The sequence below is a fragment of the Pseudomonas sp. TMW22080 genome, from assembly GCF_022496745.1.
Lineage (GTDB): Bacteria > Pseudomonadota > Gammaproteobacteria > Pseudomonadales > Pseudomonadaceae > Aquipseudomonas > Aquipseudomonas bubulae.
This window is the reverse complement of the sequence record NZ_SCFF01000004.1, coordinates 203,214-216,172: the sequence shown is the minus strand read 5'-3', so window position 1 is coordinate 216,172 and position 12,959 is coordinate 203,214. Positions and strand designations below refer to the sequence as shown.

The 12,959-nt window shown below is 59.5% G+C and carries 12 protein-coding genes; 6 read left to right on the top strand and 6 right to left on the bottom strand.

All coding sequences use genetic code 11. The features are described from left to right. The first annotated feature begins 122 nt into the window (after window positions 1-122). From ftsY to rpoH, 4 genes are all read left to right on the top strand, one after another. Window positions 123-1,574 carry a signal recognition particle-docking protein FtsY gene (gene ftsY / locus EQV96_RS15205; RefSeq protein ID WP_240882164.1) on the top strand — a complete coding sequence of 484 codons (1,452 nt, stop codon included), beginning with the start codon at window positions 123-125 and terminating at the stop codon, window positions 1,572-1,574. After that, window positions 1,571-2,242: a cell division ATP-binding protein FtsE gene (ftsE, locus tag EQV96_RS15200; RefSeq protein WP_016782600.1), complete on the top strand. Its 672-nt coding sequence runs from the start codon at window positions 1,571-1,573 to the stop codon at window positions 2,240-2,242. Before ftsY ends, ftsE begins: the two co-directional genes overlap by 4 nt. Continuing rightward, window positions 2,239-3,261: a permease-like cell division protein FtsX gene (ftsX, locus tag EQV96_RS15195; RefSeq protein WP_094999798.1), complete on the top strand. Its 1,023-nt coding sequence runs from the start codon at window positions 2,239-2,241 to the stop codon at window positions 3,259-3,261. Before ftsE ends, ftsX begins: the two co-directional genes overlap by 4 nt. Before the next feature lie 114 nt (window positions 3,262-3,375). Beyond that, window positions 3,376-4,230 (top strand): RNA polymerase sigma factor RpoH, encoded by an 855-nt coding sequence (gene rpoH / locus EQV96_RS15190; protein WP_004419731.1) that lies wholly within the window; start codon window positions 3,376-3,378, stop codon window positions 4,228-4,230. A gap of 55 nt (window positions 4,231-4,285) precedes the next feature. Here the strand turns inward: rpoH and EQV96_RS15185 are convergent, their stop codons facing one another. Next, the gene (locus EQV96_RS15185) at window positions 4,286-4,720 is read right to left on the bottom strand and encodes a hypothetical protein (protein WP_094999799.1); all 435 of its coding nucleotides are present in this window, start codon (window positions 4,718-4,720) and stop codon (window positions 4,286-4,288) included. Window positions 4,721-4,909: 189 nt separating this feature from the next. Here EQV96_RS15185 and EQV96_RS15180 point away from each other — a divergent pair, with 189 nt between their 5' ends. Both EQV96_RS15180 and EQV96_RS15175 read left to right on the top strand, forming a co-directional pair. After that, window positions 4,910-5,410, top strand: coding sequence for a M48 family metallopeptidase (locus EQV96_RS15180; protein ID WP_095017827.1), 501 nt, complete (start codon window positions 4,910-4,912; stop codon window positions 5,408-5,410). A 51-nt stretch (window positions 5,411-5,461) separates the two neighbouring features. Next, a complete protein-coding gene (locus EQV96_RS15175) occupies window positions 5,462-5,758 on the top strand; it encodes a winged helix-turn-helix domain-containing protein (protein ID WP_094999801.1) in 297 nt (98 codons plus the stop codon). Here EQV96_RS15175 and EQV96_RS15170 read toward each other — a convergent pair. The 5 genes from EQV96_RS15170 to mdtD form a co-directional block, all read right to left on the bottom strand. Then, window positions 5,749-6,210: a GNAT family N-acetyltransferase gene (locus EQV96_RS15170; protein WP_094999802.1), complete on the bottom strand. Its 462-nt coding sequence runs from the start codon at window positions 6,208-6,210 to the stop codon at window positions 5,749-5,751. The genes EQV96_RS15175 and EQV96_RS15170 overlap by 10 nt on opposite strands. Before the next feature lie 64 nt (window positions 6,211-6,274). Next, window positions 6,275-8,449 carry a YccS family putative transporter gene (yccS, locus tag EQV96_RS15165; RefSeq protein WP_095020479.1) on the bottom strand — a complete coding sequence of 725 codons (2,175 nt, stop codon included), beginning with the start codon at window positions 8,447-8,449 and terminating at the stop codon, window positions 6,275-6,277. 158 nt (window positions 8,450-8,607) lie between these two features. Next, window positions 8,608-9,786, bottom strand: coding sequence for an NAD(P)/FAD-dependent oxidoreductase (locus EQV96_RS15160; protein WP_095017962.1), 1,179 nt, complete (start codon window positions 9,784-9,786; stop codon window positions 8,608-8,610). 144 nt (window positions 9,787-9,930) lie between these two features. Continuing rightward, entirely contained in the window at window positions 9,931-11,268 is a 1,338-nt protein-coding gene (gene dbpA, locus EQV96_RS15155; protein WP_228795946.1) for an ATP-dependent RNA helicase DbpA, read from the bottom strand. A 150-nt stretch (window positions 11,269-11,418) separates the two neighbouring features. Beyond that, window positions 11,419-12,849 (bottom strand): multidrug transporter subunit MdtD, encoded by a 1,431-nt coding sequence (gene mdtD, locus EQV96_RS15150; RefSeq protein ID WP_240882163.1) that lies wholly within the window; start codon window positions 12,847-12,849, stop codon window positions 11,419-11,421. Window positions 12,850-12,959 lie beyond the last annotated feature (110 nt).

Genomic DNA, 12,959 nt, shown 5'->3' with positions numbered 1-12,959 from the left:
GTTTTACCCTCTGAATACAGTTGCGTGCGAACAAGCTGACAAAATTACAGTCTGTTTCACACCGAATATTATTTGCCGGGGCGCCACAGTGGCGCGTCGCTACGATGAGATAGCCGTCCTCCATGTTTGGTTCCAACGACGACAAGAAGACCCCAGCTGCGGCTGGCGAGAAAAAAGGCCTGTTCGGATGGCTGCGCAGAAAGCCGCAGGAAACCGTCGTGGAACAACCCGCGCCTGCGCCCGAAATCATCCCTGAGACGCTGGTTGAGGCCACTCCGGTGGAGGTCGAGGCCGCGCCCGAAGTGGTCGTGGTTGCCGCCGAGCCTGCGGTTGAATTGGCCGCCGAGCCGGCACCGTGGCCGCACTTGCCTGTCGCCGAAGAACCGGTGGCGCTTGTCGAGGATGTGCAGGCACCGCATATCGTGCCGCCGATCCCCGAGCCCGAGCCTGTTGTTGAAGCGCTTGCGGTGGTCGAGACTGTTGTTGAGCCAGAGCCAGAGCCAGAGCCAGAGCCAGAGCCAGTTGCCGTCGTCGCGCCTGTAGTCGCTCCTGCACCTGCACCTGCACCTGCGCCTGTGGTGGCTGCCCCAGCCCCGTTGGTCGAGGCCCCGGCCCCCGCGCCAGTTGCGCCCCCCGAGCAAAAAACAGGCTTTTTCGCTCGTCTCAAGCAAGGCTTGTCCAAGACCAGCGCCAGCATTGGCGAAGGCATGGCCAGCCTGTTTCTGGGCAAAAAAGCCATTGATGACGATCTGCTCGAAGAGATCGAAACCCGACTGTTGACCGCCGACGTGGGTGTTGAAGCAACCTCGGTGATCATCAAGAACCTGACGCAGAAGGTCGCGCGCAAGCAACTGACCGATGCCGATGCACTCTACAAGTCGCTGCAGGACGAGCTGGCGGCCATGCTCAAGCCGGTGGAGCAACCGCTGAAAATCGAATCGCAAAACAAGCCATTCGTGATTCTGGTGGTAGGCGTCAACGGCGCGGGTAAAACCACCACCATCGGCAAACTGGCGAAAAAACTGCAGCTTGAAGGCAAGAAAGTCATGCTGGCTGCCGGTGATACCTTCCGTGCGGCCGCCGTCGAGCAGCTGCAAGTGTGGGGCGAGCGCAACCATATCCCGGTCATTGCCCAGCACACTGGCGCGGATTCGGCGTCGGTGATTTTTGACGCTGTGCAAGCTGCCAAGGCCCGTGGCATCGACGTATTGATCGCCGATACCGCTGGTCGCCTGCATACCAAAGACAACCTGATGGAAGAACTCAAGAAAGTTCGCCGGGTCATGGGCAAGCTTGACGAAGACGCTCCCCACGAAGTGCTGTTGGTGCTCGATGCCGGTACCGGGCAGAACGCTATCAACCAGACCAAGCAGTTTGATCAGACCGTTGCCCTCACGGGTCTGGCACTGACCAAGCTCGATGGCACGGCCAAAGGCGGGGTGATTTTCGCCCTGGCCAAGCAATTCAATATTCCTATCCGCTTTATCGGTGTGGGTGAAGGCATCGATGATTTGCGTGATTTTGAGTCCGAACCCTTTGTCCAGGCTCTGTTTGCGGAGCGGGAGCGTCCATGATTCGTTTCGAGCAGGTCGGTAAGCGCTATCCAAATGGACACGTGGGCCTGCACGAGCTGAGCTTTCGGGTCCGTCGAGGCGAATTCCTTTTTGTGACCGGCCACTCCGGCGCAGGTAAAAGCACGCTGTTGCGCCTGTTGCTGGCGATGGAACGCCCGACCAGCGGCAAATTGCTACTGGCGGGGCAGGACTTGGGGCAAATCAGCAACGCGCAGATCCCTTTTTTACGTCGCCAGATCGGTGTGGTTTTCCAGAACCACCAGTTGCTGTTTGACCGCACAGTGTTCAACAACGTCGCCCTGCCGCTGCAAATTCTCGGCCTGTCCAAGGCTGAAGTCGCCAAGCGTGTCGACTCGGCGCTGGAGCGCGTAGCGCTGTCGGACAAGACCGACCTGTACCCGGGTGACTTATCCACGGGTCAGCAACAGCGTGTAGGCATTGCCCGCGCCATCGTGCATCGCCCGGCCTTGCTGCTGGCCGATGAACCCACCGGTAACCTCGACCCGCGTCTGGCGGCGGAAATCATGGGCGTATTTGAAGACATCAACCGCTTGGGCACCAGCGTACTGATTGCCAGTCATGACCTGGCGCTGATCGCACGCATGCGCCATCGCATGCTGACCTTGCAGCGCGGACGCCTGATCGGTGACGGGGAGGCCGCGCAATGAGTGCCACCCGCAGTTCCAAAGTATCCGAGCGCGTAGCTCCAAAGGCTGCCGACCCGCAGCCGCCGAAGAAAAAACACGATGATGACGATGGCCCGACCTTCGCCATGTTGTTTCACGCCTGGGTTGAGGCTCACCGGGCCAGTCTGCTCGACAGCCTGAAGCGCCTTGGCAAGCAGCCGATTGGTAGCTTTTTTACCTGCCTGGTGATGGCGGTTGCCTTGAGTCTGCCGATGGGCCTGTCGTTGTTGCTTAACAACGTCGAGCGCCTGGGTGGTTCCTGGCAGCGTGCAGCACAGATTTCGCTGTATCTGCAGATGGATGCCAGCAGCCAGCAGGGTGAAAATCTCAGCGATCAGATAAAAGGTATGGCAGGGGTGGCTGACGCGGAATTTATCAGCCGCGAAAAGGCACTCGAAGAGTTCCAGCAGCAGTCAGGGCTGGGCGAAGCGCTTAAAGAATTGCCCGATAACCCGTTGCCCGGTGTGGTCCTGGTAACCCCGGCAGAAGTCGATAAAGCGACGCTTGAAGCCCTTCGCGAACGCCTTGCGCAGTTGCCGAAGGTGCAACAGGCGCAACTTGATCTAGTCTGGGTCGAACGTCTGGCGGCAATCCTGAAATTGGGTGACCGTTTTGTGTTTGGCTTGACGGTGTTGCTGGTTTCAGCTTTGCTGCTGGTTATCGGTAATACGATTCGTTTGCATATCGAGAATCGTCGCATCGAAATCGAAGTCATCAAGCTGGTCGGCGGTACTGACAGCTATGTGCGCAGGCCCTTTCTTTATATGGGTGCGCTCTATGGCTTTGGTGCGGGAGTTTTATCCTGGGGCGTTTTGGCATTCGGCCTGAACTGGCTTAACGACGCGGTGGTGGGGCTGGCTGGCTTGTACGGCAGCAATTTTGCCTTGGCGGGTGTGCCGGTAGCCGATGGTCTGTCTCTCTTGCTTGGCGCGGTGCTGTTAGGGTATATCGGTGCATGGATTGCAGTTGCGCGTCACTTACGTGAGCTTTCGCCTAAATAGTTTTCTTTTTGCCTGTTGACCTTTTCAGCTTTTTTTGGGAACTTTTTTCCAGGTTTCCGGTCAACTTTCGCAGTGCTGAACTGCACGAGTTATGTGAGACGGAGGTTTTTTCGTATGACCACTTCTTTGCAACCTGCGTATGCGTTGGTCCCTGGTGCGAACCTCGAGGCCTATGTCAATACGGTGAACAGCATTCCATTGCTGACACCGGAGCAGGAGCGTGAACTGGCCGAGAGTCTCTATTATGAGCAGGATTTGGGGGCGGCTCGGCAGATGGTGCTCGCCCACCTGCGTTTTGTTGTACACATTGCCCGTAGTTATTCGGGCTATGGCCTGGCTCAGGCTGACCTGATCCAGGAAGGCAACGTCGGCCTGATGAAGGCGGTCAAACGCTTCAACCCTGAAATGGGTGTGCGTCTGGTGTCTTTTGCGGTGCACTGGATCAAGGCAGAGATCCACGAATTTATCCTGCGCAACTGGCGGATCGTGAAAGTCGCGACCACCAAGGCTCAGCGCAAATTGTTCTTCAACCTGCGCAGCCAGAAAAAACGTCTCGCCTGGTTGAACAACGATGAAGTGCATCGTGTGGCTGAAAGCCTCGGCGTAGAGCCTCGCGAAGTGCGCGAGATGGAAAGCCGCCTGACCGGTCATGATATGGCGTTCGACCCGGCAGCCGAAGCTGACGACGACAGTGCGTTCCAGTCGCCAGCCAACTACCTGGAAGACCACCGGTATGACCCGGCGCGCCAACTGGAAGATGCTGACTGGACCGACAACTCCACCAGCAACCTTCACGAAGCGCTGGAAGTGCTGGACGACCGCAGCCGTGACATTCTGTATCAGCGCTGGCTGGCTGAAGAAAAAGCCACGCTGCACGACCTGGCGCAGAAGTACAACGTGTCAGCCGAGCGGATTCGTCAGCTGGAAAAAAGCGCGATGAACAAGCTCAAACTGTCGATTGCCGCCTGACCGGCCCGACCAAAAAACGCCTCGATCTGATCGGGGCGTTTTTTTTTTGGAGGAATTAAAGCCCCCCCTTGCCAGCCTGCTTCGCGCAGGGCCAGTTTGACGGTTGTGCCTTTAGCAACTCTGGATCAACACCATTGGCCCTGAGCAGTGAGTCCACCAGTGATCGGGACATCTCCACCGAATGCACCAGCGACCACACCAGCCCACGCTCTATGCCGCTGGCGTATGCGGTGATTTCATCCGAGACCTCTTCTGCGCTTTTGAGCATCAGCGACACATGGGACAGCGCTTCGATTGCACGGATATCAGGCAGCACGGCAAAGGGTGATTGCTTGCCTGCCCTTAGTGCACGGGTGGGTTTGAGGTTTTCCAGGCAAACGGGCGGGGCCTGAAGCAGGGCGTCGAGAATAAGCCGGGTGGTTTCATCGTGCTGATGATCATCCCGGGGAGTGTGAATGGCTTTGGGATCGTCGGGCGTCGGCTTTTTCATGTTTCTTCCACGGGGGAGCATCGGCGACTGGTGAAGATAGCCCTGTGAGTTTGCGGGTCGCAAGCAGCGCTTGTGTGCATCGTGTTTTCTCGGAAGCGTCTGCCTTTTGGCAGCGTAAAAGTCTGACGTGGGCGCCCGGGGATCGAATTCGCTACACTGGCGCACTTTTACGCTGTGCGTTGGCGCCCCATGACTGTGCTCAAATACCTCCAGGCTTACCCCCAGACCTTGCAAGAGCAGGTGCGCCAATTGATCGAGCGCAACCAACTGGGCAGTTACCTGAGCGAGCGTTATCCACAGCGTCATGCCGTGCAAAGCGACAAGGCCCTGTATGCCTACGCTCAGGAGCTCAAACAGGAATACCTGCGCAATGCGCCATCCTTTGACAAGGTGCTGTTTGATAACCGGCTCGACCTGACCCACCGTGCGCTGGGTTTGCATACTGCTATTTCACGGGTTCAGGGCGGCAAGCTCAAGGCTAAAAAGGAACTGCGCGTGGCCTCGCTGTTCAAGGAAGCGGCGCCCGAGTTTTTGAAGATGATCGTGGTCCACGAGCTGGCCCACTTGAAAGAGTCAGACCACAACAAGGCGTTCTACAAGCTGTGTGAGCACATGTTGCCGGGTTATCACCAGCTGGAGTTCGACCTGCGGGTGTACCTCACGTGGCGGGATATGCAGGGCAAAACCTGACACTTACTTTATGTGTGGGAGCGGACCCGTAAAGACGGGCAGGAGTTCTGAATGGAAGTCAGCAAAACCAAAAGCAGCTTTTACCGGCGCTTGTATGTGGCCTGGTTGATCGATAGCCAGATCGCCAGCAGCGTGCCTGCCTTGACCGAAGTCACCGGCATGCCGCGTCGTACCGCCCAGGACACCATTGCTGCCCTGGCCGATCTGGACATCATCTGCGAATTTGAACAGCAGGATGGCGCCCGCAACCATGCCGGACGCTACCTGATCCGCAACTGGGGGCCGGTGGACAAAAACTGGGTCGCTGGGCATCTGGTGCAGATCAAGCAGGTGCTGGGTTACCCCTGAGATGTCAGGCGCATGCCGATGTGCGGGATGTTGTCTTCTAGGTAGATCTCGCCCTGGGTGTTGAACCCGTGTTGCTCGTAAAAGGGTTGCAGGTGCGCTTGGGCGGACAGGAATACGGGCTGCCCCGCCCAGTACTCTTCGATATTTTTCAGGGCCTGTTCAAGCAGGGTATGCCCAAGCTTTTGCCCGCGGCCTTCGACGGCAACGATTACGCGGCCGATCACTACGTCACCTCCCTGGGACTCGGGGTCGAGGATGCGGGCGTAGGCCACCAGCTGGTCGTCTTGCCAGCCCATCACATGCAGCGTATCGCCCGTCAGGTCTTGCCCGTCGACGTCCTGATAGGCGCATTTCTGCTCGGCGACAAATACTTTTGAGCGCAATTCGAGGATTGCGTAGAGCTGTTCCTTGCCCAGGTCGTTGTGGTGTTTGCAGAGCCAGTCGGTGGTCACGATCTTGTCCTTGTTGGCGAGTTCATGTCTCGATAGTAGGCGTGATGCCGACTGGCGCCAAGGCCTAAGGTGCCTTGACCAAATGCGCGGCCAGGGTGCGCAGTGGCCCGAGCTGGCGGCAAATCAGCGCCAGTTGGGTTTGTACCAGCCTCTGGTTTTCATCTATTTCATCGGGCATTTGTTCAAGTTCGCCGGCCAGGGCCTCTTCCTCATCACTTTGCACTGCAACCGCCTGCTTGGTGGCCAGGCCCTGGGCAATCTGGTCGATGCTGTCGGCAATCTTGCTCCCGGCCCCTTCAATCAACTGCTCGCGCACTTCGGCAGGCAATTGGGTGTCGCGGTGGGCGCCCAGGCCAGAGAGGTAACTGAGCAAAGTGTGGGACAGCACCAAAAAGCGGAAGCCCATGTCTGCATCCTTACGGAAATGCCCGGGTTCCATCAGCATATTGGCCAGGGTGGTCGACAGCGCCGCATCGGCGTTATGTGCGTTACGCCGTGCCAACCGATAGGCCAGGCTGTCGCTTTTACCCTGGGCATATTGCTGCATGATCTGGCGCAGGTACTGGCTGTTGCAGCTCAGGGTATTGGCCAGCACCTGGTTCAGGCGACGACCCTGCCAGTCAGGCAAGAACAGGAACACCGCCGCTGCCGCGATCACGCTACCCACCAGGGTATCGAACAGGCGCGGCAGGAACAGTCCGTAACCATCGCCCACCTGATTGAAGCAAAACAGAATCATCAGGGTGATGGCCGCCGTGCTCAGGGTGTAGCGCGTGGTGCGGTTGATAAAGAACACCACCCCGGCCACGACGGCAAACATCGACTGTACCAGCGGGTTGGGGAACAGATCGAACAACGCCCAGCCCACGGCCAGGCCGATGGCAGTGCCGATAATCCGCTGGCTGAACTTGCGCCGCGTGGCGCCGTAGCTTGGCTGGCACACGAACAGCGTGGTGAGGATGATCCAGTAGCCCTGGCTTGGGTGAATCCAGTGCACCATCGCAAAACCGATACTCAGCGCCAGGGGCAGGCGCAAGGCGTGGCGGAAGATCAGCGAGGTGGGTGTCAGATGCTGGCGCAGGCGTGACCAGACATCTTTGAGGTTGCGTGGCGAACGGTCGAGCAGGCTGCTATCGGTGGCATCGGCCAGGGTGTCGGGGTTGCTTGCATCGCTCAGCAGGCGGTCGAGGGTGCCGAGGTTGGCGGCCAGTGCCCGCAATGAACGCAACAGTCCGCGCCAGGCCGGGTTGCTCTGGATGCGCAAGTGTTCGAGGGAGGCGTGCAGGTCTCCCAGAGCCTCGGCAAAGCTGTCGTCATAGACGAATGGCTGGCGCAGCTTGATCGACTCCGACAGGCGCTGGCAGGCCACGCCTTGCTGGCGTAGCAGACGTTGGCAGCGGAACATCACATCACTGTGGAAGAAGGCGTCGGCCAGGGCGTTGTACGGGTAGTGCGACGAGCTGGCACGTTCGTGGATGTCTTGGGCGAGGAAATACAGCTTGAGGTAGCGGCTGAGTTTGGAGCCTGGCCGAGTATTGCCGACCCGGTGCAGGATGATTTCCTTGGCGGTGTTCAGCGCCGCCACCACCCTGCCGTTTTGCCGGGCCAGTTCCAGCCGGCCCGCTTCCACGTCCAGTTTGCGGATGGGCTCGAACAGCGCCGACTTGATTTTCAGGTACAGGCCAAGTTCCCAGAACAACCGGGCCAGGCTCTGTTGCACCGGCTGATTGGAAAACAGCGCCTGCCACAGCACCGACAGTATCCCGTACCAGGCGGCACCGGCCACCAGCAGCAAGGGTTCATGCCAGAAGTTGGTGACTTCGCCGCCGCGCTGATCTACGCCGATCATGGTGTACACGGCCAGAATCAGTGTGGCTGAAGCAATCGCCCCGTAGCGCTCGCCCAGCGCGCCGAGCATGGTCAGGCCGAAACTGGCCAGGGCCAGCGCGCAGACCATCAGCCAGGGGTAGGGGAAAAGCAACTCGACACTCAGGGCCGAGGCGGTGAAACACACCAGCGTCACCAGCAAGGCGTTGAGACGGCCTTGCCAGCTGTCATCGGTTTCAGACAGCGCACTGGCGATAACCCCCAGAAACAACGGGATCAGCAGTGACATCTCATCCTGATACCAGCAAAAAGCCATGCTGCCGGTCAGGGCGACAAATACCCGCACGCTGTAACTGAACTTGTCCAGTGCCCACAGGCGGCGCAGGGAATGCTGAAAGCTTTTCGATGACATGAAGTGGCGGTGCCTGGCTCGTGATTCGCTAACTTGAGCCAGATAAGACGACAGTGCAATGGGGCTGTCACATCGAACCAAAAATATTTTTCATGCGCCCCTGCAGTCGCCCCTGCAGTCGCTGCTGCAGGTTGCAGCAGCGGCTACGGGGGGGCAGGTCAGACGTACTGCGCCGCTGCATACCCCGAAGCCCACGCCCACTGGAAGTTGAAGCCGCCAAGATGGCCGCTTACATCCAGCACTTCGCCGACAAAATACAGGCCGGGGCTTTTCAGCGATTCCATGGTCTTGGACGACACTTCGCGGGTATCGACCCCACCCAGGGTCACTTCAGCGGTGCGATAACCTTCGGTGCCCGCGGGGACCACCTTCCAGCACGCCAGTTTGTCCGCCACCTGCGCCAGCTCCGCCGGGGTGTACTGCTTCATTGGCTTGGACTCGAACCAGTGCTCGGCCAGCAGATTGGCCATCTTCTTGGTGAAGATTTCACCCAGCAGGGTTTTCAACTCGCTGTTGGGGCGCTCAACCTGCTGTGTTTGCAGCCAGCTCAGGGCGTCGAGGTCGGGCAGCAGATTGATCTCAACCGTATCGCCGGGGTTCCAGAACGAGGAAATCTGCAAGATCGCCGGCCCGCTCAAACCACGGTGGGTGAACAGGATATTTTCGCGAAAGCTCTGGTCGTTGCAGCTCACCAGGCAATCCACCGACGTGCCCGACAGCTCGGTGCAGATCTCTTTGAGCTGATCGGTGATGGTGAACGGCACCAGGCCTGCGCGGGTTGGCAGCAAGGTGTGGCCGAACTGTTTGGCGATTTGATAGCCGAAGCCTGTGGCGCCCAGGGTCGGGATCGACAGCCCGCCGGTGGCGACCACCAGAGACTGGCAGTCAACCGGCCCCAGCGTTGTATTGAGGCTGTAGCCGTTGTCGGTTTTTTCGATCTGTTCGACTGAAGTGTCCAGGTGCAGGCTGACGCCGGCCTGTTTGCACTCGTCGAGGAGCATTTCGAGGATGTCGCTGGATTTGTTGTCGCAAAACAGCTGGCCGAGTTTTTTCTCGTGGTAGGGCACGCCGTGTTTGGCGACCATCTCGATAAAGTCCCACTGGGTGTAGCGGGCCAGGGCCGACTTGCAAAAGTGCGGGTTCTGCGACAGGAAATTGTTGGGCTCGGTGTACATGTTGGTGAAGTTGCAGCGGCCACCGCCCGACATCAGGATCTTTTTGCCTGCCTTGTTGGCGTGGTCGATCAGCATCACCTTGCGCCCACGGTTGGCGGCGGTCAGTGCGCACATCAGGCCTGCGGCGCCAGCGCCAATAATCACAACGTCGGTAGAGCGCAAAGCGGTGTCCTCGGTAAAAGCAGCCCTCACCCCAGCCCTCTCCCTGAGGGAGAGGGAGCTTGACCAGGGTGATTTCGAATTCTATGCAAATCTGCCCCCTCTCCCTCCGGGAGAGGGTTGGGGTGAGGGGGCTCTTGAAGCGTCTTACAAAACCCGCACGCGCAATACGCGGCCTTTGATTTTGCCTTCGCTCAGGCGCTGTGCAGCCTGCTTGGCAATGGTGCGGTCAACCGCCACGTAGGCCTGGAAGTCAAAGATGGCGATCTTGCCAACCTGGGCACCCGGGATGCCTGCGTCGCCGGTCAGTGCGCCAAGGATATCGCCTGGGCGAACCTTGTCTTTACGACCTGCGCCGATCACCAGTGTGCTCATGGCCGGCAGCAACGGTGCGCCGCCCTGAGAGGTGAGGGTGTCCAGGGTTTCCCAGTTCAGCGGAGCTTTCTGCAACTGCTCGATGGCCTGGGCGCGGTGCGCTTCGGACGGTGCAACCAGGCTGATGGCCACGCCTTTTTCGCCCGCACGGCCGGTACGGCCAACACGGTGAATATGGATTTCCGAATCGCGGGCCAGCTCAACGTTGAGCACCATGTCCAGCGCGTCGATGTCCAGACCACGGGCGGCTACGTCGGTGGCAACCAGTACCGAAGTCGAACGGTTGGCAAACATGGCCAGTACCTGGTCACGGTCGCGCTGCTCCAGGTCGCCGTGCAGGCCGACGGCCGAAATGCCCTTGGAGGTCAGGTGATCAACGGTTTCCTGCACCTGCTGCTTGGTGAAGCAGAACGCCACGCAGGACTGCGGGCGGAAGTGGCCCAGTACCTTGGTCACGGCGCTCATGCGCTCTTCAGGCGAGATTTCGTAGAAACGCTGCTCGATTTGGCTGTCAGTGTGCAGCGCCTCTGCTTTTACCTGCTGAGGGTTGCGCATGAACTTGGACGACAGCTGCTTGATACCGGCCGGGTAAGTGGCCGAGAACAGCAAGGTCTGGCGACGCTCCGGGGTTTTGACAATGATGTCTTCGATGGCGTCATAGAAGCCCATGTCCAGCATGCGGTCAGCTTCGTCCAGTACCAGGGTGTTCAGACCGTCCAGTACCAGCGAGCCTTTGCGCAAGTGTTGCTGGATACGCCCCGGAGTGCCGACGATGATGTGCGCGCCGTGCTCCAGCGAACCGATCTGCGGGCCGAACGACACGCCGCCACACAGGGTCAGGACCTTGATGTTGTCTTCGGCGCGGGCCAGGCGGCGGATTTCCTTGGCGACCTGGTCAGCCAGTTCGCGGGTCGGGCAGATCACAAGGGCCTGGCAGCCGAAGAAGCGCGGGTTGATCGGGTTCAGCAGGCCGATGCCGAAGGCGGCAGTTTTGCCACTACCGGTCTTGGCCTGGGCGATCAGGTCCATGCCTTTGAGGATCACCGGCAAGCTCTGCGCCTGAATCGGCGTCATCTGGGCATAACCGAGGGAGTCGAGGTTAGCCAGCATGGCGGCGGACAGAGGCAGAGTGTTAAAAGCGGTGGCAATGGTGGTCACGGGACTGGCCTGCAAAACAAAATGTCGCGCAGTGTACCAGTCCCATGCCCTTTGCCTGAACATTCTGGACGAGATGTCATCCAGTTCTTGGCGAAAAGTAGCTTAATGTTCCAGCTCATGTTCCGAGTTGGCCTTGGGTTTGCGGCCATCCTGGGGTGACAGTTGCAGGAATATCGCCGCTGCCAGCATCGCCATGATCCCTACTGTGAGGAAGGTCAGCTGGAACGCGCCCAGCACCGTGTCCACCCCATCGTTGCCGCCATCCCCGGTAAAGCCGCCAAGCAATGCCCCGGCGCAAGCCACGCCCAGGCTCAGGGACAGTTGCGCCACCACCGACAGCAAACTGTTGCCGCTGCTGGCGCTGGCGTCGTCGAGATCGATCAGGGTGACGGTGTTCATGGCGGTGAACTGCAATGAGTTGATCGCTCCCAAAACGGCCAGCATTGACAGCAACAACGGGTATGGCGTGTGTTCGGTAACCAGCCCCATGCTGGCCAGCATCAGGCCAAGGGCGAAGGTGTTGGCCGTCAGCACGGTGCGGTATCCCACGCGCTCGATCAATGGCCTGGCCACCCATTTGGCCAGCATGGCGGCCGCGGCCAGTGGCAGCATGCTCATCCCGGCCTGTGACGGGGAATAGCCCAGCGCGACCTGCAACAGCAAGGGCACCAGAAACGGCAGGGCGCCGCTGCCCAGGCGGGCGAACAGGTTACCGAGGATGCCCACTGCGAAGGTCTTGGTTTTGAACAGCACCGGGGAGAACAGCGGGTTGCTGATATTGCCCGCGCGTAACCAGTACGCTGCCAGACAGGCCATGCCCGCAAACAGCAGCAACATCACCCGCAGGTGCGGCATATGCAGCTCGCCCAGGCCTTCCATGGCAATGGTGATAAACACCATCGCCGCGCCAAACAGCACAAAACCCAACCCGTCAAAACGGGTGCGCTCGCTGCCGCGCAAATCCGGAATGAAGTGCCAGACGGCCCAGCAACCGAGAACGCCCACGGGCAGGTTGATCAGGAAAATCCAGTGCCAGCTCAGGTACTGCACCATCCAGCCGCCCATCGTGGGGCCGATCAGCGGGCCGAGCAGGCCGGGAATGGTGATAAAACCCATGATCCGCACCAGCTCCGAGCGCGGATAGGCCTTGAGCACCACCAGCCGGCCGATGGGCAGCATCAGGGCACCACCCAGGCCCTGGACGATCCGTGCGCCGATCAGCTCGTTGAGAGTGCCGGACAGGGCGCAGAGCAACGAGCCGAAACTGAACAGCAGGATGGCGCTGAAAAAGATTTTTTTGGTGCCGAAGCGGTCGGCGATCCACCCCGAGGCCGGGATCAGCAAGGCAACGGTGAGCATGTAGGCAACGATCACACCTTGCATGCGCAGCGGGTTTTCGTCGAGGTCGCGGGCCATGTCGGGCAGGGCGGTGTTGAGGATGGTGCCGTCGAGTGACTGCATGAAAAACGCGATGGCCACCACCCACGGCAACCAGCGCAGGGTTTCAGGGCTTAGAACCGGGTGTACGGGCATAGGACCTCTTTTTATGGACTGTCGATAATCCTCTGTGGGAGCGGGCTTGCTCGCGATGCAGAGGCCCGGGTTTTTTCAGGTAAACCGCGGCGACGCAATCGCGAGCAAGC

Excerpts from the sequence above, each read along its gene's own strand:
- EQV96_RS15175 (WP_094999801.1), top strand. The coding sequence starts at position 5,462 with ATGGAAGTCAGCAAAACCAAAAGCAGCTTTTACCGGCGCTTGTATGTG.
- yccS (WP_095020479.1), bottom strand. The coding sequence starts at position 8,449 with ATGTCATCGAAAAGCTTTCAGCATTCCCTGCGCCGCCTGTGGGCACTG.
- dbpA (WP_228795946.1), bottom strand. The coding sequence starts at position 11,268 with ATGCTGGCTAACCTCGACTCCCTCGGTTATGCCCAGATGACGCCGATT.
- EQV96_RS15185 (WP_094999799.1), bottom strand. The coding sequence starts at position 4,720 with ATGAAAAAGCCGACGCCCGACGATCCCAAAGCCATTCACACTCCCCGG.
- mdtD (WP_240882163.1), bottom strand. The coding sequence starts at position 12,849 with ATGCCCGTACACCCGGTTCTAAGCCCTGAAACCCTGCGCTGGTTGCCG.
- ftsX (WP_094999798.1), top strand. The coding sequence starts at position 2,239 with ATGAGTGCCACCCGCAGTTCCAAAGTATCCGAGCGCGTAGCTCCAAAG.
- ftsY (WP_240882164.1), top strand. The coding sequence starts at position 123 with ATGTTTGGTTCCAACGACGACAAGAAGACCCCAGCTGCGGCTGGCGAG.
- rpoH (WP_004419731.1), top strand. The coding sequence starts at position 3,376 with ATGACCACTTCTTTGCAACCTGCGTATGCGTTGGTCCCTGGTGCGAAC.
- ftsE (WP_016782600.1), top strand. The coding sequence starts at position 1,571 with ATGATTCGTTTCGAGCAGGTCGGTAAGCGCTATCCAAATGGACACGTG.
- EQV96_RS15180 (WP_095017827.1), top strand. The coding sequence starts at position 4,910 with ATGACTGTGCTCAAATACCTCCAGGCTTACCCCCAGACCTTGCAAGAG.